The 18,053-nt window shown below is 55.3% G+C and carries 25 protein-coding genes; 5 read left to right on the top strand and 20 right to left on the bottom strand.

The features are described 5' to 3' along the window. Positions 1-57 precede the first annotated feature (57 nt). The 7 genes from bshC to B4113_RS16895 form a co-directional block, all read right to left on the bottom strand. Positions 58-1,686 (bottom strand): bacillithiol biosynthesis cysteine-adding enzyme BshC, encoded by a 1,629-nt coding sequence (bshC, locus tag B4113_RS16925; RefSeq protein WP_033843477.1) that lies wholly within the window; start codon positions 1,684-1,686, stop codon positions 58-60. Positions 1,687-2,133: 447 nt separating this feature from the next. Further along, positions 2,134-2,520 carry a DUF3397 domain-containing protein gene (locus B4113_RS16920; protein WP_033843476.1) on the bottom strand — a complete coding sequence of 129 codons (387 nt, stop codon included), beginning with the start codon at positions 2,518-2,520 and terminating at the stop codon, positions 2,134-2,136. Beyond that, entirely contained in the window at positions 2,513-3,406 is an 894-nt protein-coding gene (locus B4113_RS16915) for a 2-dehydropantoate 2-reductase (protein WP_033843475.1), read from the bottom strand. The genes B4113_RS16920 and B4113_RS16915 overlap by 8 nt, the downstream gene beginning before the upstream one ends. A 99-nt stretch (positions 3,407-3,505) precedes the next feature. Further along, entirely contained in the window at positions 3,506-4,081 is a 576-nt protein-coding gene (locus B4113_RS16910) for an RsfA family transcriptional regulator (protein WP_033843474.1), read from the bottom strand. Positions 4,082-4,154: 73 nt separating this feature from the next. Beyond that, complete coding sequence (locus B4113_RS16905) at positions 4,155-4,910, bottom strand: enoyl-CoA hydratase/isomerase family protein (RefSeq protein WP_033843473.1); 756 nt, start codon at positions 4,908-4,910, stop codon at positions 4,155-4,157. Between the two features lie 146 nt (positions 4,911-5,056). Then, positions 5,057-5,230 (bottom strand): 50S ribosomal protein L32, encoded by a 174-nt coding sequence (gene rpmF, locus B4113_RS16900; RefSeq protein WP_011230605.1) that lies wholly within the window; start codon positions 5,228-5,230, stop codon positions 5,057-5,059. Between the two features lie 145 nt (positions 5,231-5,375). Continuing rightward, a complete protein-coding gene (locus B4113_RS16895) occupies positions 5,376-5,918 on the bottom strand; it encodes a DUF177 domain-containing protein (RefSeq protein WP_033843472.1) in 543 nt (180 codons plus the stop codon). Between the two features lie 530 nt (positions 5,919-6,448). Between B4113_RS16895 and B4113_RS16890 the strand changes: the two genes are divergently transcribed. Continuing rightward, the gene (locus B4113_RS16890) at positions 6,449-7,669 is read left to right on the top strand and encodes a nucleotidyltransferase (RefSeq protein ID WP_033843471.1); all 1,221 of its coding nucleotides are present in this window, start codon (positions 6,449-6,451) and stop codon (positions 7,667-7,669) included. Here the strand turns inward: B4113_RS16890 and B4113_RS16885 are convergent. Together B4113_RS16885 and B4113_RS16880 are read right to left on the bottom strand one after the other, a co-directional pair. Then, positions 7,642-8,661 (bottom strand): SepM family pheromone-processing serine protease, encoded by a 1,020-nt coding sequence (locus B4113_RS16885; RefSeq protein WP_033843470.1) that lies wholly within the window; start codon positions 8,659-8,661, stop codon positions 7,642-7,644. The two genes, B4113_RS16890 and B4113_RS16885, sit on opposite strands and share 28 nt — an antisense overlap. Further along, a complete protein-coding gene (locus B4113_RS16880; RefSeq protein ID WP_033843469.1) occupies positions 8,658-9,446 on the bottom strand; it encodes a patatin-like phospholipase family protein in 789 nt (262 codons plus the stop codon). The genes B4113_RS16885 and B4113_RS16880 overlap by 4 nt, the downstream gene beginning before the upstream one ends. 133 nt (positions 9,447-9,579) lie before the next feature. Between B4113_RS16880 and ylbJ the strand changes: the two genes are divergently transcribed. Continuing rightward, positions 9,580-10,812, top strand: a complete 1,233-nt coding sequence (ylbJ, locus tag B4113_RS16875; protein WP_033843468.1) for a sporulation integral membrane protein YlbJ — start codon at positions 9,580-9,582, stop codon at positions 10,810-10,812. Between the two features lie 143 nt (positions 10,813-10,955). Here the strand turns inward: ylbJ and coaD are convergent, their stop codons facing one another. Genes coaD through B4113_RS16860 form a run of 3 tightly spaced genes read right to left on the bottom strand, consistent with a single transcriptional unit; the run spans position 10,956 to position 12,218 of the window. After that, positions 10,956-11,462 carry a pantetheine-phosphate adenylyltransferase gene (gene coaD / locus B4113_RS16870; protein WP_033843467.1) on the bottom strand — a complete coding sequence of 169 codons (507 nt, stop codon included), beginning with the start codon at positions 11,460-11,462 and terminating at the stop codon, positions 10,956-10,958. Beyond that, positions 11,428-12,024, bottom strand: coding sequence for a 16S rRNA (guanine(966)-N(2))-methyltransferase RsmD (rsmD, locus tag B4113_RS16865; RefSeq protein WP_033843466.1), 597 nt, complete (start codon positions 12,022-12,024; stop codon positions 11,428-11,430). Before rsmD ends, coaD begins: the two co-directional genes overlap by 35 nt. 5 nt (positions 12,025-12,029) lie before the next feature. Next, a complete protein-coding gene (locus tag B4113_RS16860) occupies positions 12,030-12,218 on the bottom strand; it encodes a hypothetical protein (protein ID WP_033843465.1) in 189 nt (62 codons plus the stop codon). A 184-nt stretch (positions 12,219-12,402) separates the two neighbouring features. On the opposite strand from B4113_RS16860, the gene B4113_RS16855 reads away from it, so the two are divergent. Beyond that, complete coding sequence (locus B4113_RS16855) at positions 12,403-12,792, top strand: hypothetical protein (protein ID WP_033022170.1); 390 nt, start codon at positions 12,403-12,405, stop codon at positions 12,790-12,792. A gap of 405 nt (positions 12,793-13,197) precedes the next feature. Here the strand turns inward: B4113_RS16855 and B4113_RS16850 are convergent, their stop codons facing one another. The 7 genes from B4113_RS16850 to B4113_RS16820 all read right to left on the bottom strand — a co-directional run bounded on the left by B4113_RS16850 (position 13,198) and on the right by B4113_RS16820 (position 16,975). Beyond that, complete coding sequence (locus tag B4113_RS16850) at positions 13,198-13,467, bottom strand: YlbG family protein (RefSeq protein WP_033022165.1); 270 nt, start codon at positions 13,465-13,467, stop codon at positions 13,198-13,200. 18 nt (positions 13,468-13,485) lie between these two features. Further along, entirely contained in the window at positions 13,486-13,932 is a 447-nt protein-coding gene (locus B4113_RS16845; RefSeq protein ID WP_033844843.1) for a YlbF family regulator, read from the bottom strand. A gap of 323 nt (positions 13,933-14,255) precedes the next feature. Further along, positions 14,256-14,615 carry a hypothetical protein gene (locus B4113_RS16840; RefSeq protein ID WP_033843463.1) on the bottom strand — a complete coding sequence of 120 codons (360 nt, stop codon included), beginning with the start codon at positions 14,613-14,615 and terminating at the stop codon, positions 14,256-14,258. Positions 14,616-14,705: 90 nt separating this feature from the next. Further along, positions 14,706-14,939: a YlbE-like family protein gene (locus B4113_RS16835; RefSeq protein ID WP_033022311.1), complete on the bottom strand. Its 234-nt coding sequence runs from the start codon at positions 14,937-14,939 to the stop codon at positions 14,706-14,708. Positions 14,940-14,951: 12 nt separating this feature from the next. Beyond that, entirely contained in the window at positions 14,952-15,335 is a 384-nt protein-coding gene (locus tag B4113_RS16830; protein WP_033843462.1) for a YlbD family protein, read from the bottom strand. 80 nt (positions 15,336-15,415) lie between these two features. Beyond that, a complete protein-coding gene (locus tag B4113_RS16825) occupies positions 15,416-16,423 on the bottom strand; it encodes a CAP domain-containing protein (RefSeq protein WP_033843461.1) in 1,008 nt (335 codons plus the stop codon). A 126-nt stretch (positions 16,424-16,549) separates the two neighbouring features. Next, positions 16,550-16,975, bottom strand: a complete 426-nt coding sequence (locus tag B4113_RS16820; protein WP_033022159.1) for a CBS domain-containing protein — start codon at positions 16,973-16,975, stop codon at positions 16,550-16,552. A gap of 272 nt (positions 16,976-17,247) precedes the next feature. Between B4113_RS16820 and B4113_RS21060 the strand changes: the two genes are divergently transcribed. Together B4113_RS21060 and B4113_RS16815 are read left to right on the top strand one after the other, a co-directional pair. Then, positions 17,248-17,370 carry a hypothetical protein gene (locus B4113_RS21060; protein WP_255358745.1) on the top strand — a complete coding sequence of 41 codons (123 nt, stop codon included), beginning with the start codon at positions 17,248-17,250 and terminating at the stop codon, positions 17,368-17,370. Positions 17,371-17,423: 53 nt separating this feature from the next. Beyond that, positions 17,424-17,783: a YugN family protein gene (locus tag B4113_RS16815; protein WP_033843460.1), complete on the top strand. Its 360-nt coding sequence runs from the start codon at positions 17,424-17,426 to the stop codon at positions 17,781-17,783. Between the two features lie 38 nt (positions 17,784-17,821). On the opposite strand, the gene B4113_RS16810 is transcribed toward B4113_RS16815, so the two are convergent. After that, positions 17,822-18,053: Asp23/Gls24 family envelope stress response protein (locus B4113_RS16810; RefSeq protein ID WP_061912690.1), on the bottom strand; the 232-nt coding region annotated here is incomplete at its 5' end.

The following is an 18,053-nucleotide window of genomic DNA, read 5'->3' as shown; positions in this document are numbered from 1 at the left end:
AAAAAAAATCCTGCTTGAAACAGGATTTTTCTTTTCGACTTTTTCTTTGAAAAAGCCTTATATATATACAATTTTATGCATTCCGTTTTCCGGAGCAGGAATGGACAAAAGTTTTTCTACAAAATCAAATCCATAACGGTTCACATAGTAAAACACGTTCCAAATCCGCTCCTGCGGCGCGCCGTGCGGCCGAAGCGCCGTTTCCACACGCCAAAATTTCCGCCATTGGGTTTCGTGTTTACGCAAAAGCGCCCGCTCTAGCGCCTGTTGAAGAAACTCGATTTGCGCCTGGATGATGGCGGCATTTTTCGCCATCAATCCCTCCAATCCGCGATCAATGGCCATCCCGAGCTCCCGCAACGGCCGATGCGCCGCCTCCACTTCCGCTTTCGCTTTGGCAAACGCGCTTGAAAGCGGGGCTTCCGCCGTTCGTTTCAACCACTGCTGCTTCACCACATCAAGCTGCCCACGCAATACGTCAGCCGCTTCCAAGCCGAGATCGGCCAAGTCCGTTTGCAGCGAACGGCTGACGATCGTCGCTTGCAGCCGGGGCACAACCGGCGGCATTTCCATCCCGAACAGCGGAAACGCCTCCTTCAATTCCGCCCAATAAGCGATCTCGCCGGGCCCGGCGACAAACGCGAGCGTCGGCAGCAAATATTCTTGCATAAGCGGGCGGGTGACGACGTTGTTGCTGAAACAGGCCGGCTTCGTTTCAGCGAGCGCGAGCAGCTCTTCCTTCGTCCAAGCGACATTCCCCGCTTTAGTGCGAAACCGTCCGGTTTGTTCATCGTAGTGCAACAGCGAGCGCTCATGGCCGTCGTAATAAAACAAATTGGCCGCATCAGGCCCTATTTCAATGAGCGGCGCATACCCGAGCGCGCGCAGCGCTTCTTGCTGAGCCAACACAGCGGACGTTACGTCCCGGTGACGGTTGACAAGCTCGGCGAAAAACCGGCGTTCAAGCGGGCGCACGGCGGCATCGCCGGCGTTCAAAACGACCAGTCCCTCATCGGCGAACAAACGCAGCACGATGGCGGCAAAAAAGTCGACAAACGTAGCCGCCCCATCGAGACAGGAAAAAAGGAAGGAGAGCAGTTCATTCGTGACGTCTGTTTCCCCGTACGTTTTGACAACGCGCTCCACCCACTCTTCGGCCAACCGCCGATCAAGCGGGAGATCGGCCGCCATCCGCCTGTCATTGACCTTGTGCGGATAAACGGCTTTTTTCACTTCTCCCCCTTCCACCACGTAAACGTGATTGATCTCGGCGATATCGTGGTCTTCGCCGGCGATCCAAAACAGCGGGACGACCGGCACACCTAGTTTTTCCTCTTGCTCTTTGGCCAGACGGATGATCGTGATGATTTTATAAATCGTATAAAGCGGACCGGTCAACAGCCCGGCTTGCTGCCCGCCGACGACGACAACGCTCCGCTCGTCGCTCAATCGTTCAATGTTGCCCATCGTCTTGGCTCCCGCCGCCAGCCGGCGATGGTAGACGCGCAAATAATCGGCGAGCGCGCGTCGAGCATACGTTTTTTCTTGCAAATAAGACAGCCGTCGGCGGAACGCCTCATCGTCCACCCGCGCATAGGCGAATCCCCGCTCAGCTGGAAACGCACCTGTTATGTAATCAGCGGCCAACTTCGTCGCTGCCGGCAGCGAAATATCGCGAACTTCCATGGCCCAAAACTCCCTTTCTATGTATTCTTTCCTGAGTATAGCACGTTTGGCGCCAAGAGAAAAAAGCCATGCTCAGCCGTTCGGATATCGCGCATCTCCTGATCGATCGGGGGAAACAGCGACGTTCACCCATTCCATCGCCAATCAAGGCAAACAACAGTTTTTCACCAATCCACTAGAAGGCTGGTGATTTAAGGGAGCAAGCCGCTGATCAAGCCCGTTTCTCAAACAGATAAGCCTTGTCACGTCAAGAGCGCCTTTCAAACGTTCCCCCATTGCTCAAGAGAAACAACCGTTTTTCACCGCCCTCCTAGAAGACGGAAAGAGACGTCTATATCCCCCTGCGTCGCCATTCTAGTTTTTCACCAACCCGCTGAAAGACGGAAACCGCCTATTCGCTAGCCGGCCACCGGAGATCTGGATCGAGCTGCGCGCCCCCTTCCTCTTTTAAAGACTGGCCGCAATGCGCACGACAATGCCATAAACCATTAGTCCCGCGTAAAGAGAGGCAAAAATAAGAAAGCTCGCCCGCCAAAATAAGCGAAACACCGCGCGCAGGCGGAAGTCCCCTTGTTTCCGCCAATAGCCGAGCGCGATCAATGCATGCAAGACGAACAAAAAGAGAAGAAGGGGAACGAGGTACGACCGATGAAACACGACCGCCAGCAAAAAATAAACAGCGGCGATGAAAAACACCGTTGCCGCGTTGACGGCGGCGTAAAACGATGACCGCTTGCGCCGGCCAAACAGGCGCGCGCCAACGTAGACGAGCAAAAACAACAAAAGCGGCGCGGTAATAAACGTTGCCAACGCTGAAGCAAGCCACTCATCCATCCTCCTCCCTCCCTTCCTTCCCTTTGATGGCGCAAAACAAAAAGCGAATAAGCGGCAGCGCCACCCCGCGCGCTTCACCTTGTTGAAGCACATAGCCTAAAATGGCGTCAATTTCCGTTCGACGTCCATGCGCCAAATCCATATACATCGATGAATAGTTGTCCGCCGTTTTTCGGCAGATGTGAACGATGCGTTCCCACGCCCGCTGCTCATCGGCAAGCGCCAGCGCCTGCCGCACTTCATCAAACAGCTGCGCCATCATCTCGCGATACGGAGCCACCTCTAGGAGCGCTCCGTTGTTCACTTGCAAAAGCGCCGTGAGCGGGTTGATAACCGCATTGACGACAAGCTTGTCGACAAGCATGCGCTTCCAATCATCGACCCACTCGATCGGAAAATGAGGATCGTCGCTCTGAAGTTCGCGAGCATCACCAATCGAGCCGAAGCGGACTGCCAACGTCAACTTGCCGACGCCTGTATGTACGACTGTGCGATCATCCCGTTTCCACGCCCCGTGTTCAACGACGCCAGCCAGAATCGTTTGGCCGACCAACAACGGAAGCGAATCAAGATGGCCCATGCCGTTTTGCACGAACACGAGGGTGCGCACGCGACGAAACGCGTCGGCTCGTGCCCAGATGGCATCAAGGTCATACTGTTTGACCGCTACGAACACGAGCGGCTCGTCCAACTCCGCGTCGGCAAACGGCCGCGCCCTGACCGCCACCGTTGTCGTCTCCCCGTCTTTTTCGAGCGCCACTCCTTGCTCAGCCAGCTGTTTGGCCTGCGCCAAGCGTCTTGTGTACATCGTCACTTCATGGTGGCGTCCAAGGTAAGCCGCGAGCAGCAGACCGACCGCCCCGCCGCCGACAATCCCGATTTTCAAGCTTCCTCTCCCCCGCTTTCTTGACATATGACGTTAGCCTTATTGTAGCAAACATCTGTTGGTTCCGTTAAGAAAAAAAGCCGGCTAACAGCCAGCTTTTCAGCTTTCACCGGCGCCATCCGCCTCGTTCGGCTCCGGCTTCTCATGATCGGCCACCATTTGACGCGCCCGTTCCATAATCGCCAGCAACGTCTTGTACTCTTCTTGAACAGTGGCCAACTGTTTTTCGAGCGCCTCTTTCTCCATTTGCAGCTTGGTTACCATTTGCTGGAGCTGCTCCATATCATTTTTCAGCGCCCGATTTTCGTCCGCTGCCCGCCGGGCCTCGCGCGCCTTTTGTTCCTCCGCCTGCAAAAACGCCAGCACGTCCGGCCATGACAAGTGTTGTTTCCCTTCCGCTTCCACCTTCGCCCATCCCCCGCTTTCCTTGATCGCTGCCACCTCTTTTTTTCGCCTTTTCCGCTCTTGCTTCGCCAGTTCAATGTCCTCTTTATACTGCTTGCGGACGCACGAGTTCCACCGAAATCCGCACGCCGCCGCCGTCCGCGACAAACGTCGTCCCACTTCAGCGAACGCTTCCAGCTGGGTGTTGCCTTCGCGAATATACTGAAGAACGACCTTGGCCAACAGCTCATCTTCTTCCTTTGTCCATGCGTCTTGGCGGATGCCTGTCATCTCCTTCCCCCTCCCCCTGATCACCGCTTTGTCATTATATGTATGCGACTACTAGAAACGGTAGAAGGAAAAATTACTTCTTGTGCAAAAAAGCGCGCAGCGCCTGTTCATGTTCGCGAGATCCCCACAGTTCGGCACAGCGGTCGATCTCGGTGAAAAACTGCTCACGAAACCAAGCCGTTCGCCATTTTTCGCCGGCGGTCGCTTTGTACGCCTGTAAAACAGCAAGCGACCGCTCCGTGTAGACCGCGAGCCGCTGACGCCATTGTTCGCGCCACGACTCGGCCGGCACAATGGCATCTGTCCAACCGCGCGCTTTCATCTCCTCAGCCGTCATCAGCTCCGCGCGCAGCAAGACATCGAGCGCCTGTCCGTACGGAAGCTTGGCGAACAACATCGACGCCCCTCCCCAGCCGGTAGTGATGCCAAGCCGCCCTTGCACAAATCCAATCCGGCTCCCTTCCTTGACCAAACGGATATCGCAAGCGGTCGCCAGCTCGCAGCCGCCGCCGATCGCCGTTCCGTTGACGAGGGCGACCGTCGGTTTCGGAAACGTCAACAACTTGTACAGCAGCTCCCCCATGCGCGTAAGCATTTGTTTTGCTTCCGCGCCGCGCAAATGCCCAAACTCGTGTAAATCGCCGCCGGAGCAAAACGCCTCGCCGCCGGCGCCCGTTATGGCGAACACTTTGACGTGTTCATCGGCCGCCGCCCGTTTCATCGCTTCTTCCAACGCCTCCATCACCGCAAAGTTGATGGCATTGCGCTTTTCCGGCCGGCAAATCGTAAACAGGCCAACGCCAGCCTCATATTCCATTTTCGCTTCCATCGGTGCTTCTCTCCTTTCACTTGCATCCCTCGCTGCTTCTCTTCCTTTTCGCTTGATGAATTGGGCAGCCATCGACCGATTTCCTGCTTGGCGGAAATAAAAAAAGCTGTCCGATAATCGGACAGCTTGTCCTCAGATGTCGGCCATTATTTGTTAACGACATCTCTTCCTTTGTACGTTCCGCATGCTTTGCAGACGCGGTGCGCCAATTTCCACTCACCGCAGTTTGGGCATTGCACCATGCCCGGCACTTGCAGCTTGAAGTGTGTACGGCGCAGCCGTTTTCTCGTTTTCGATGTTCTTCGAAAAGGTACCGCCATCGTTCCCACCTCCTTGTCGAGCGCATTCAGCATATCGATGCCAGCGGGCGGCCGCCCTTTCCGGACACCGCCTGCCGGCAAACAAGGCAGCTGCCGGACCGAAGCGCTCGCTTCCGGCGCCTTCAGCCGGCAAGGCCGCTCATGATCATTTCTCCCGTTTTTCCTCAAAAAATTTCGCCAGCCCCGCCAAGCGGGGATCTACTTTGTTCGCCTCGCGCTCTTGCACGACTTTCTCCCATTCGTCCTCTGTGAGGACATCCCAGCCCTCTCCGTGTTGCGGCGCTCCATCAACCGCCGGGCTGTCGGCGATGAGCTGCAATGGGATTTCCAGTAAAATGAGTTCACGGATAATCGGATGTAAGTCCACCGTATCTCCGGTCAACACATGGGTATCGTCATCCGTTTCCGCCAAACCGCCACCCTCGGCAAAAAACGTCTCCGTCGTCTCAATGGAAAACGGATAATGGACATCAACAAGCGTCCGTGAGCACGGCAGCACCATCGTCCCGGACAGCGTCAAATGAAACGTAAACTTTGTCGAAGCAACATCCGCTTTCCCTTGGACGCGCACCGGCGAAATGTCGCGAATCAATGTGTCGATTTGTTTCAAATCAGACACATCGATCGTCTCATCAATCACCATTTCCTTATGTTGGAAACGGCGAAGTTGTTGGACCGTCCATTTCATCAACTATCACCTCAAGGCAACGAATAAAATTATACGTTTCGTTTCTATTTTTGTCAATGTTTTTTCTTTACAACCATCAGTGTTGAAAGCCGATGGCGAAGGCAACAGCGGACGCGAACTCTCTCCGCTCGACACCTCTTGACCATCCTGCCCCTTTCGTTCGCCAACGAACATCGGCGGCGGAACCGGGACGCTTCCCTCCTCTTTCTTGACGCCCGCCAATCAGAGGCGCATAGTTCCATCATTTCCAAACGGCGCCCTCCCGATGCACCCTAAAAGCCCGGCGAAAAAACGGCTGTTTTTCGACGGAGGCAAAAGGACAAAACCGTTGAACCGATGCCCTTGCATGCTTCATACTAAATGCATGGAGCGCCTCTTGCGAAAGGGGAGGACGGGCGTTGGAAGTCGCTTGCATGCTTCATACTAAATGCATGGAGCCCCATGATGCGGTCTGGCCGGACACGTCCGGCCTCGCATTTGTTTCATGTTTGCGAAAGAAACCATCGCCTTGACGAAAAGGAGCGAAAACCGTGAAAGCCGTTGGCGTGATTGTGGAATACAACCCTTTTCATAACGGTCATCTTCACCATTTGCAAGAAACGAGACGAAAAACGAACGCGGATTGCTTGATTGCGGTCATGAGCGGAAATTTCCTGCAGCGAGGCGAACCGGCCATCGTCTCCAAATGGGCGCGGACGAAAATGGCGCTCGCTTCCGGCATCGATATCGTCATTGAGCTGCCGTACGCCTTCGCTGTCCAAGCGGCGGAACGGTTCGCCTCAGGCGCCGTTCGACTGCTCGCCGCCATCGGCTGTCGGGAACTTTGCTTCGGCAGTGAATCCGGGGACATTGCCGCGTTTTTATCGGCGGCCGACACATGGAGCGAGCAGCAGGAGCCATTCGATTCCCTCGTCCGCGCTGAGCTGGCGCGCGGACAAAGCTTTCCGAGAGCCGCGGCCGCGGCGTGGCAAGCGCTTGGCGCCGCTCCGCTCGATTTATCGAAGCCGAACAACGTGCTTGGCTTTGCCTACGTGAAAGCCATCCGGCAACACGCATTGCCGATGACGCCTCACACGATCCCAAGGCGCGCGGCCGGCTACCATGATGAATCGGCTTCCCACCCGTCGATCGCCAGCGCCACTAGCGTGCGAAAAATTTTGCGGCAAACCGGGCAGCTCGAAGCGGTCGCTGCGTACGTACCGGCCGCCGCGCTCGACCAGCTTCGCCAATATCAAGAGACGTACGGCCGCTTGCATGATTGGGAAATGTACTTTCCACTGTTAAAATACCGGCTGCTGACGGCCACAGAAGCCGACTTGCGCCGCATCGCCGGGGTCGAAGAAGGAATTGAACATCGGCTGAAACAGCACATCGCCGCGGCGGAAACGTTTGCCGCTTTCATCGCTGCGGTGAAAACGAAGCGCTACACGTGGACAAGGTTGCAGCGTCTGTGCACCCATGTGCTGACCCACTTCACCAAAGAAGCGCAAAGCGAGGCGGCCGACCCGACGTACATTCGGCTGCTAGGCATGAGCGAAACCGGCCGCCGCTACTTGCAGCAGGTGAAAAAACAGCTGGCGCTGCCGCTCGTTGCCAAAGCCGCGAAGCTCAACGGCGATCCGCTTTACGAGCAGGAAAAACGAGCGGCGGCCGCGTACGCCGCCGCTTTTCCCGAGCCGCTTGCAAGCCGTGCTTTTCGGGAAGAATACGCCACAGCGCCCATTTATTTTTCCGGCATGGAGCGCAAATAACGAATCGCATCATCAAACGTATCGACCGGGACGATTTTCATTTTCGTCCCGATTTGCTTCGCCGTCCGCAGCGCTTCGCGGTAATTGGATGCCGGTGCCCCATGTTCGTTGGGCGCGAAAAACACTTCAGCCCCTTCGCGGTCAGCGGCCACCACTTTTTGCGAAACGCCGCCGATCGGGCCGACGTTTCCGTTCAGATCGATCGTTCCGGTGCCGGCGATTTTATGACCTTTGGTGATGTCTTCGGGAACGAGCTGATTGTAAATTTCCAACGAAAACATGAGCCCGGCCGACGGGCCGCCGATTTGTTCCGAATCGATCTCAACGGGCGGATCGGTACGGATGTCATACTCGGTCACCGGCATCACCCCAAGGCCGGCTTGATCGGGATGGTCTGGAAACGGCCGTAAAGCAATCTCGGCTTCCCGCCGCTTCCCACCACGGATGAACGTGACACGAACGCGGTCGCCCGCCTTCTTTCCGCGGAGATAGCTGACCATTTGCTCCGATGTGGCGAGCGGTTTTCCGTCCAAAGCAACGATGAGGTCGCCGGTTTTCAAGCGCCCGGCGGCCGGCATATCGGAAAGAACGCTCATGACATAAGCGCCGCGCGGTTGATACGACACCGGTTTCCCGGCCTGCCGATAGGCGACGATGATCGCCGCTTCTTTCGCCTGTTCCATGAGTTCAAGCTGGCGCAGCGTATAGTCTTTGTCGCTCTCCCCTTCCTGCTTGATTTCCTCTGCCGGATACAGCTCATAAAACGGGCGGATATGGGCGAGCAAATACGAGGCCACATTCGCCCGCCCCATCCGCACCGTCGTCAACATCAACGTGCCGGCATCGCGGTCACCGTGCTCAACGTGCACGAGCGGCCGTAAACTTTGCGCGCTTCCCGGCATCGTCACATAGTACGGCAATTTGATAAAAATGAAGAGAAAAGTAAGGACGACACCAAGAACAAAAGCAACGATATACGTTCGTCTTTTCATCGTGACGATGGCTCCTTCCACTGTTCCATCGCTCGGCGGATCGCAGCGATTTGCTTGCGCGCTTCCTCTTCTCCGCGGGCGATGATTTCTTTGATGTCCGTAAACGCTCGGGAACTGTACGATTCAACACGCGGACGAATCATCACGTCCGAGGCGAGCTGGCGATGGACGACGAGTTCCGCTTGTAAAATATCCAAACTTTTCCAGATCACATCCGCGATCGACGTGATTTCGGCGTTCGTGTTCAGCGGAGCGACATCAACGGCGATGACAAGGTCGGCGCCCATCGCGCGGACGACCGACACCGGCACGCGGTCGACAACGCCGCCATCGACCAGCAGCCGCCCGTTCATTTCCGCCGGCACAAAAATGCCGGGAATCGAAATGCTCGCCCGCACCGCACGCGCCGCTTCCCCTTCCCGAAACACGACCTTTTCCCCCGTCCGCAAGTCGGTGGCGACCACCGCCACAGGCGGCGAGAGCTCCTCAAGCCGCTTCCCTTTCGTCAGCAACCGAATGAACTGCGTAATTCGTTCCCCGGCGATCAACCCCATTTTCGGCACTGTCCAATCAAGAAAATCGTTGCGCCGAAACGATTGGGCGAGCCGATAAAGGCGATGAAGGCCGTGGCCGCTCGCGTACAACACAGCGACAAGCGCCCCGATGCTGCTGCCGGCCAGATAGGAAATCGGAATTTGTTCATCTTCCAACACGTTCAAAACCCCAAGGTGCGCAAACCCGCGCGCTCCCCCTGACCCAAGCGCTACGCCTATTTTCGGCGGCATACCTCCTCCCCCCTTTGCTGCCGCAGCGTTCTCCGCTCCCATCTTATGGTCTAAAACGTCCCCCTATGCTCGTATATTAGGGTATATGAGGTTGTACCGCGCGAAGCTGCACGGCAAAAAAGGGGGGAGACCATTGAAACGAAACTGGGGAACAAAAGGGAAAACGGCGCTGCTCGCTTCCGCTGCCACCTTGTTCGCGTTTGCGCTCATTAGCTACCCGAAACAGTCGCTTGAGGCGTCCATCCGCGGCCTCACGATGTGGTGGGAAGTCGTGTTTCCATCGCTTTTGCCGTTTTTTATCGTCTCAGAGCTGCTCATCAGCTTTGGCGTCGTCAACTTTCTCGGCGTCTTGCTGGAGCCGCTCATGCGCCCGCTGTTCCGCGTCCCGGGAGTCGGCGGATTCGCTTGGGCGATGGGCATGGCGTCCGGTTACCCATCGGGCGCCAAGCTGACGGCGCGGTTATACCAAGAAAAGCAGCTGTCCACCATTGAGGCGGAGCGGCTCTCTTCGTTTACCAATTCATCGAATCCGCTGTTCATTTTCGGCGCAGTGTCAGCCGGATTTTTCCACAACCCGCAGCTTGGCTTCGTGCTGGCCGCCTCGCATTACTTAGGAAACATCACCGTCGGGCTGATCATGCGTTTTCACGGCATCCGAAAGGAGCGGGGGCAGCCAAAAAGCAGACGCCGGCCGTTCTCGCTGCCGTATGCCTTGCGGACGCTGCACCGCACGCGGGTGAAAAACGAACAGCCGCTTGGCAAACTGCTTGGTGATGCGGTGCGCTCGTCTGTGCAAACGCTGTTGATGATCGGCGGTTTTATTATTCTCTTTTCCGTGGTCAATCAACTGTTGAACGTTATGCATTTCACCGAGCAGCTCGCTCCGCTCGTCCGCCGTCTGCTTCACCTCGTCCAGCTGCCGGAAGAGCTCGATATCCCGGTGTTTTCCGGCCTGTTTGAAATTACGCTCGGCAGCCAGATGATCAGCGAAACCGACGGGGCGACATTGTTGGAAAAAGCGGTGGCGGTCAGCTTCATTCTCGCGTTCGGCGGATTTTCCGTTCAAGCGCAGGTCGCGAGCATTTTAGCCGAAGCGAACATCCGCTTTCAGCCGTTTTTGGTCGCCCGCCTGCTGCACGGGCTCTTTGCTGCTATCTTTACATATGCGCTTTGGCAGCCGCTGTATGTCGAGACAGCGACTAGGGAGTCGGGCCACATTCCGGCGTTTTTCCATATATTGACCTACGCCCGCCCTGAGGAACACTTAGGGCTGCCGCCATACGGGCCGCTGATCACCATGCTGTTCCTTTGCCTGTATATATGGCTGACGGCCAAAGCGGCCAGCGAACGGCCCCGCCGTTCCTAAATCCGCGAGACGCCCGCGCTGCTCTTGACCGCCTCCCTCGCCCGCTGCCGGCCCGGCCGGGCGAGGGGCGGGGCTGTCCGTCATCGCTGTGGCTCATCGGCAAGAAAACAGGCTGTGTTGATTTGGGACGTGATCGCTGTCCGTCATCGCTGTGGCCCGTCGGCAGCCAGCGAAGCAAATTTCTTTTTGAGCGCCTGCTCGACAACCGGCGGCACCAGTTCGGAAATATCGCCGTTGTATTTGGCCACTTCCTTGACGATGCTGGAACTTAAAAACGCGTACTGGCTGTTAGTCATCATAAAAAACGTTTCAATGTTTTCGTCAAGAACGCGGTTCATGGACGTGATCTGCATCTCGTACTCAAAATCAGATACCGCGCGCAACCCACGCAAGATGGCATTCGCTTTTTTGCTGCGAGCGTAATCAATCAGCAAGCCATGAAACGATTCGACATGGACGTTTGGGAGCGACTGCGTCACCGCGCGCAACAATTCGATCCGCTCCTCAACGGTAAACAGCGGCTTTTTCGCCGAGTTGTTCAGCACCGCGACGTACACTTGGTCAAACACTCTCGCCCCGCGTTTAATAATATCCAAATGTCCGTAAGTCACCGGATCAAAACTCCCTGGACAAACGGCAATGCTCGCCATCGGTTTCGTCTCCTTTCCACCTGTAAATCGTCACACCGGTGATGCCGTATGTTTCCTGCTTCCATTGCACCAAGCCGTCGGCTGTTTCCGGCAAGCGCGCTTTTGCCGAATGCTCAGCAACGACGACGCCGCCAGGCTCCAACAACCGGCAACCGGCAAGCGCGGACAGAAGCGCTGGCCACTCGTTCTCTTTATACGGCGGGTCGAGAAAAATGACGGAAAACCGGAGGCCGCGTTTCGCCACCGCCTTCAGCGCTCGCTCGGCATCGTTGCAGTAAATTTCCGCCTGCTTCTCAAGCCCGCAGGCCGCGACGTTTTTTCGCACCGTCTGCACCGCTTTCCGATCGTGATCAACGAAAATGACGCGATCGAGCCCGCGGCTGAGCGCCTCGATGCCCAAACCGCCGCTGCCAGCGAACAAATCGAGACCGATGCCGCCGGAAAAATACGGGCCGATGATGTTAAAGATGGCCTCTTTCACTTTATCTGTCGTCGGCCGTGTCGACATTCCTGGAACCGCTTGCAGTTTCCTTCCTTTGCACGTTCCGGAAATGACTCTCATCGCCTTCACCCATTCTTGGTCGTTTCCATCTTATCGCACGCAAAATCGATTCGTTGTAATCTTACCATAAAGTTGAGAAACGTCAAACTGAAGAATTTTTTCGCCCGCGAATGTATAGAAACGAGCGAACGGGCCATAATGAGTAATGGCAACATCATCGTTGCCAGTGACGGAGAAGACTTACGTTTCCCCATAAGTTCTTCCTCCGGTTTCTCCTCTCCCTTTTCTTTATTCTTTCCGTTTCTTGTTCCGCCCTACGCGGAGGCAAGAAACTGGAAAGGACCTTGCGGAACGGTTCCGCAAGGTTTTTTTTATTGCAATCGCGGCAAACAGCCGGTAAAGTTAAGAATGGACGATGGTTGCAAGGGGGAACAAGCAATGATCCAACGATTCATTGAACTTGGTGAAGGGTATTCCGATATATATGAACTGATCGAGCTGGCGCGCGCGAACCGTCATCGCGTCTCCGGCTTTTTCGCTTTCCATACGGTGAAACAAGGACGGGCCGTCGTTTCCTTGGCCGTTGTCCTGCATCCGACCGACCCCGGCGACTTCCAGCCGCTTTACATTTGCCGCGAAGGCATTCCCGACCCGGCTGTCAAGCCAAACAAACGGTATGAGCTGTTTGCCGAAACGGCCCAAGCGCTCGGTATGAACGTGATTCATCTCGACGTCAAGCCATCGACATGGTTTGCCGAACGCGATTTGTATTATCAACATTTGATCGGCATCATGCGCCTAAACCGCTTTATTCCCCCGCTTCAATAACGGGAACGAACGAGAGCGAAAACGAGCGGTTCCGCTTGCTCGATCAGTGCACGTGTGGCGAGCAGCACCGGTGCGACCAATTTTTTGATTGGAGAAATGGTGCTGGCAAACGGCCGGTTTCTTTCCACCGTCAGCGCTTGAGGGGAAACAAGCTTTCCGCTCCCGCCGCAGCGCGATCGGCCATGGCAAAAAAAGAGGAGGGAGTTCCCCCCAAAAAAGCCGGAACTCCCTCTTTTCGATACGTACTGGCATTCCACCGCCTGTGATCGATGTGATTGAAAACCGGCGGCTTTTCCCGCTGTCGTCCTCGATGGACGGTGCGCAAGTCAGCGAACATTTCGACCGTTTTCGTCCTCATTCCGCCGCGATTTCCCCACCCGGGCGCGTTCCGTGCCCTCTTTTCGTTCAGCCAAGCGGATAGGGGGAATCTTTCTCTTTCTCTCCTTTTGATTCGAATTCTAGCTTTAAAAACGGGCGGTACGATGGCTCCACCCGTTTGACAAACGGAAGCGCGGCGAGCTTTTTCATGACATAGTCCGCTTGCTCCATGTCGCAGTATAAGACGGCATACTTCAGCCGCTTGGAAATGTAATGAATGTTACCAAACTTGCGCAGCTGTTTTCCGTGTTTCAGCGAATGAAGCCAAACAATAATTCCTTGCCGTTGTGGAAACATAGTCCCTTCCCCTTTTTTCTATGTGCGGCAGCCGCAGCCTCCACCGCTTCGGCAGCCGCCGGAACAACCTGCCGACAAAAAGTACGGATTTCCGGTCGGCACTTTCACATGCTCCGATACCGCTTTGCCGATCAGCACGCTGATTTCATCAAGCAGCTGTTGCAGCGCCTTCTCCGCCTGTTTAAAAGCGGCGACGGTTTCGTGCAAATCCAGCTCCCGTTTCGCTTCGCGCACTGCTTTCATGATTGGGCGATAATCAGGGTGGTATTTGCCGAAGCGCTGCACGTCCTCATACTGCTCTTTGAGCTGAACAAATCGGGAAATCAGCTGCTGGGCGCGGCGGTCCTGCTTCAGCCGCCAAAATGCGCGGCGGTATTCCTCGGCCAGTTCGGACTCGACAATCATTTTCGCTAACCCTTCTGCTTTATCTAGAATCTCGATGCGCTCGAGAGTCGCAATTCTCACCAATATGGCACCTCCATACGTTCATCATACCATGAATAAAACGAAAAGGAAAAGGAAAGAGAAGGAGGGAAAACGAAAAAGGGCGTCCCGCGCTGTGGAACGCCCTCTTCACTAGGAGGCTGGTGATTTCGTGCAAAATGCTGCTGATTCCATCCATTTCCCAATGTGAGAAACTTTGCAGAACCAGCTTTCTTTTTTGAATGAACATGACACCGATTGGTGTGCGACAACGGTTTTTCACCGGCCTTCTAGGTGATCATGCGCGCATGGCAGAAGCGGCTCAGCCTGCGCTCGACCGTAACAGCCGGTTTCTTCAATCCTTACTACGGAATCGAAACGTCAAATTCGTGCCCCACGCCGGCCGTTCTCCCATCGTTATAGACAAACTCCAGACGAATATGATGGGTTCCGCTCGGCAAGCCGCGCACAACAAAGGCGGCTGTATACACTTGGGTTACTTTTTGCCCATTGACATACACATCGACATGCCCGCCGCCGCTCCCTTGGCGAAACGGAAAGCGGGGAGCGAAACATTCGATGAACACGTCGCTTCCTTTCACCTCATGGTTGATGTGCAGCGGCGCATCCGCCCGTTCGGCATGAGCAGGCGCCAGCGCCCAGAAGGCGAAGACAACGAACAGCATGGCTCCAGCCAACGATTTGAGCCGTTTCGGCAAAGACATCACCCCTTCCTGACTCATAGTCTTTGCCGCCGACAGCCCAATTAGTCGAACCTGTTTCTCATTATGTTGGCTGTGAGTCGGAAGAAGCCATTAGTCGCGCATAGCTTTAAACACTTGCCACATCAGCGAAGCCATTTGCAGCGACTGGGAAAATTTTTTAACCTTGTCCGGGATCGTCAATTCATAATGACGCAACGCCGCCAGCTGGAACGCGGCCAGCTCATGCGGACGGCGGGCAAGAATCCGGTACCAGCGCGGCTGTTCACGCAAAAACGCTCGCAACATCGGCTGTCCCTGCACATATTGCCATACGTCTTTTCTCATCGCCACCATCCTTCAATCCTTCCGAAAGGAAAACGGATGTTCATCTTTGTTTGGGCGCTGCTGGCTGGCCCCTTGGAATTCGGAAAGAATGCTTTGAATGGCCCCAATCGCCTGCTGGACGTTCGCCAAATGTTTCTGCACTTCAGCGGCGTCCATCTGTCCAAGCATGGCGGCCAGCTTGTCGAGCCACTTGCTCGCTCCTTTTTCGCCTTCGTTCCGTTTGCCGTCCCTTTCCCGGTAAGGATCCCATATCTCATCGTCCTCGCCGAACAAGTACCAGTCCTCATACACTTGCTTCCACGTTTTTTTGCCGCTGCGCACCTCTTGGATGAGTTTCGGATGTTTTTTTACAAACTGCTTAAACTGTTCAACGGATGGGTGCAAAGGCTTGGCCATGGTCGCTCTCATCCCTTTCCTCCACTCTTGCCTATCTGCCATATCATATCGTGCCTGACAGGCGAGGGTGCGCCCAATTTTCAACGCGGCGTAAAGAAATTTTGCGTGTAATAATCGCCGTAAACGCCGACGCCGAGATGCGTAAACTCCCGATTCATCATTATTTCCCGATGTTTTTCGCTATTCAACCAACCGATGGCCGCCTCAACGCCGTCCACTTGGTGAGCGGCGATGTTTTCCCCAGCCACTCGAAACGGAATGCGAAGCGCCTGCAACCGCTCCGATAAATCACCGTACCGCGGCGATTTATGGGAAAAAAACTGATGATCATGCATATCGCGGCTGTGCTTCGCTGCGGCCGCCGCTGCGTCGTCATCCCAAGCGAGAACAGACAGCTCATGGCGGCGGCGAAAGAGATTCGTCCAGTCAAAAATTTGCTTCGCATTGCCGGCATCGACCATCCGCTGCTGTTCTTCCGAAAGGGTAGGAACATCAGGTAGATGCCCGCGATAAACGAGCTCGTACGGCCGCAACTTGACAAACGTTTCCCCGTCCATTAAACGCACGGCCGCCACTTGGTCAGTGAAGCGGTCTACGTACAGCTGGGCATAGACGGCACCGACTTTCACCACCGGCCTTGTCGAATAATCTTGCTCCGACAGCTCGAATCGATACGTTCCGCTCGGGAGCTGAATTTTAATATTGGATAAAACCGGCATCGTTTGAAAAATCGTCTGCAGGCGCTGGCCGACCGCAAACGGCTCAACGTTCACTCGTTCCCCACCGGCCAAGATGGTGACGACTTTTCCGCGAGCAACACCGACCTGTACATACGAGTCGAGATGACGCCTGTACACCCACCATTCATATCCATAGGCGGAGGGATCGACGCGATCAGGCCGACCGAGCTGTTGGTTCACCGCCTGTACTGGCTGGCCGATCAATGTCACTAAGCCGGCTGTCGCCTTCGGTTCTTTCAACATATGCCCATTGATTTCCGGCTGCCCCGGGGGGCTTGGGGGCGGCGGACTCGGCGTGAAAAAGTACAATCCGATGAACAAGAGCAAAAAAAGGAACATCCATTTCACCCAGCAACTCCCGCCTTCTGCACAGTCTTCTTACTGTCATTATAGCGGTTTTAGGAAAGCAAAAAAAAGAGGGCGGCCCAAAACGCCCCCTTTCTTTGCGAAAAAAGCGGCACAAGCTCCGGCGTCCTACGGATGGCGGGCCGGTTCGGAAATGTCGCTTAACGCGCGGCCAGCCCGTTCATCGGAATAACGATTCACCGCCAAATCGCCGAGAGAAACCATCCCGACCAACCGTCCATTCTCAACGACCGGGAGGCGGCGAATTTGGTGGTGCGCCATCAGATCGGCCGCCGCCTGCACGGAATCATCAGGAGAAACCGCCGTGATATCGCGGCTCATCACTTCCGTCACCGCTGTCGAGCCCGGATGCTTTTCCGCGATGCCGCGCACGACGAGGTCGCGGTCCGTAATCATTCCGACAAGCCGCCCCTCGTCAACGATCGGAATGGCCCCGATATCGAAATCGCGCATCTTTACCGCCGCTTCATACATATTGTCAAGCGGGGTGCAATACTGCACATCCGTCGACATAATATCCCGCACCGTTTGCATGATTTTCCTCCTTTCTGTGAAAATGCCGCACTGACGCGGATGTTCATCCTCGGGTAGAGGGCAAACCATTGCCCATGGATCTTTTCCGTAAAAACGCCGCACTAGCGCGTAATTTTTATCCCCGGGTCGAGGGCAGGGTCCGCTGTCCATGGAACTTCTCTGCGAAAATCCCGTCAGCAAACGGTCACTTTCATCCCCGGGTCGATGTTACATCGCTCCCCATGAAAATTCCGAACCGAGCCGGATGTTCATCCCCAGTGGAGGGCAAACCATTGCCCGTGGAACTTTTCCGTTCTATATTGTGCGCTTCGGCGCGGGAAAAAATGCAAGACGAAACGGCAACGGCGGCAAACAATTCATTGAAAAACAAACCGTTTTCGTACTATTATAAATGAGGGGATCATTTCTTTTTGGCGCTTTCCATACTGCGTTGTTAGGAGGAAGAAGCATGAAATTTGAAAATAGCGGACTGGAAAATCAGACGGTTGAACTGTCCCGCCTTGATGACATTATGGAGCGCCTCGGCTTTGTGCGCGCGGGGCAATGGGACTACGAGCGGGTTACATACGACCGCAAATACGTTGTGAAAGAAGGGACGTACTATTTGCGCGTCCAAGGGTACGCCATCGAAGGCGACGTTGATTCGCGTTATGCGCTCATCAAATTGCTCACACCGATTTTAGGCAAACATTACTATCCGCACGGCGTCGAGTATGGCGAAGATGAACATTTTCCGTCTTCCCTTGTCAACCAGTGCCAAAACGTATTGGCCCAAGTCAAAAGCGAAATCGAGAAGATCAAAGAGTAAGGAAAAAACGCATGAGACGTTTGCGCTCATGCGTTTTTTCACGGCATGGCGAGCCGTTTGACCACCACATCAACCGCCTCCGCTACATACGGGGTCATCGTCGCGATTTCCTCGGCAATTTGTCGCTGCAATTGGCGGCAAACGGCCATCACCGGCGCTCCGTAGTGCAAAGACAGCTTCACAAGCACGCGGCACCGCCCATCTTGTCCTGCTATGACAAGCGCTTCACAGTCATCAAGAACGACATCGCGTTGCTCCTGCACACACATC

Source organism: Geobacillus sp. B4113_201601, assembly GCF_001587475.1.
GTDB lineage: Bacteria > Bacillota > Bacilli > Bacillales > Anoxybacillaceae > Geobacillus > Geobacillus icigianus.
This window is presented reverse-complemented; position numbering and strand designations above follow the sequence as displayed.

Bases quoted from the DNA above. Each gene is read 5' to 3' on its own strand.
- bshC (WP_033843477.1), bottom strand. From the start codon at position 1,686: ATGGAAGTTCGCGATATTTCGCTGCCGGCAGCGACGAAGTTGGCCGCT.
- B4113_RS16920 (WP_033843476.1), bottom strand. From the start codon at position 2,520: ATGGATGAGTGGCTTGCTTCAGCGTTGGCAACGTTTATTACCGCGCCG.
- B4113_RS16910 (WP_033843474.1), bottom strand. From the start codon at position 4,081: ATGACAGGCATCCGCCAAGACGCATGGACAAAGGAAGAAGATGAGCTG.
- B4113_RS16905 (WP_033843473.1), bottom strand. From the start codon at position 4,910: ATGGAAGCGAAAATGGAATATGAGGCTGGCGTTGGCCTGTTTACGATT.
- rpmF (WP_011230605.1), bottom strand. From the start codon at position 5,230: ATGGCGGTACCTTTTCGAAGAACATCGAAAACGAGAAAACGGCTGCGC.
- B4113_RS16895 (WP_033843472.1), bottom strand. From the start codon at position 5,918: ATGAAATGGACGGTCCAACAACTTCGCCGTTTCCAACATAAGGAAATG.
- B4113_RS16885 (WP_033843470.1), bottom strand. From the start codon at position 8,661: ATGAAAAGACGAACGTATATCGTTGCTTTTGTTCTTGGTGTCGTCCTT.
- B4113_RS16880 (WP_033843469.1), bottom strand. From the start codon at position 9,446: ATGCCGCCGAAAATAGGCGTAGCGCTTGGGTCAGGGGGAGCGCGCGGG.
- coaD (WP_033843467.1), bottom strand. From the start codon at position 11,462: ATGGCGAGCATTGCCGTTTGTCCAGGGAGTTTTGATCCGGTGACTTAC.
- rsmD (WP_033843466.1), bottom strand. From the start codon at position 12,024: ATGAGAGTCATTTCCGGAACGTGCAAAGGAAGGAAACTGCAAGCGGTT.
- B4113_RS16860 (WP_033843465.1), bottom strand. From the start codon at position 12,218: ATGGGGAAACGTAAGTCTTCTCCGTCACTGGCAACGATGATGTTGCCA.
- B4113_RS16855 (WP_033022170.1), top strand. From the start codon at position 12,403: ATGATCCAACGATTCATTGAACTTGGTGAAGGGTATTCCGATATATAT.
- B4113_RS16850 (WP_033022165.1), bottom strand. From the start codon at position 13,467: ATGTTTCCACAACGGCAAGGAATTATTGTTTGGCTTCATTCGCTGAAA.
- B4113_RS16840 (WP_033843463.1), bottom strand. From the start codon at position 14,615: ATGTCTTTGCCGAAACGGCTCAAATCGTTGGCTGGAGCCATGCTGTTC.
- B4113_RS16835 (WP_033022311.1), bottom strand. From the start codon at position 14,939: ATGAGAAAAGACGTATGGCAATATGTGCAGGGACAGCCGATGTTGCGA.
- B4113_RS16830 (WP_033843462.1), bottom strand. From the start codon at position 15,335: ATGGCCAAGCCTTTGCACCCATCCGTTGAACAGTTTAAGCAGTTTGTA.
- B4113_RS16820 (WP_033022159.1), bottom strand. From the start codon at position 16,975: ATGCAAACGGTGCGGGATATTATGTCGACGGATGTGCAGTATTGCACC.
- B4113_RS16815 (WP_033843460.1), top strand. From the start codon at position 17,424: ATGAAATTTGAAAATAGCGGACTGGAAAATCAGACGGTTGAACTGTCC.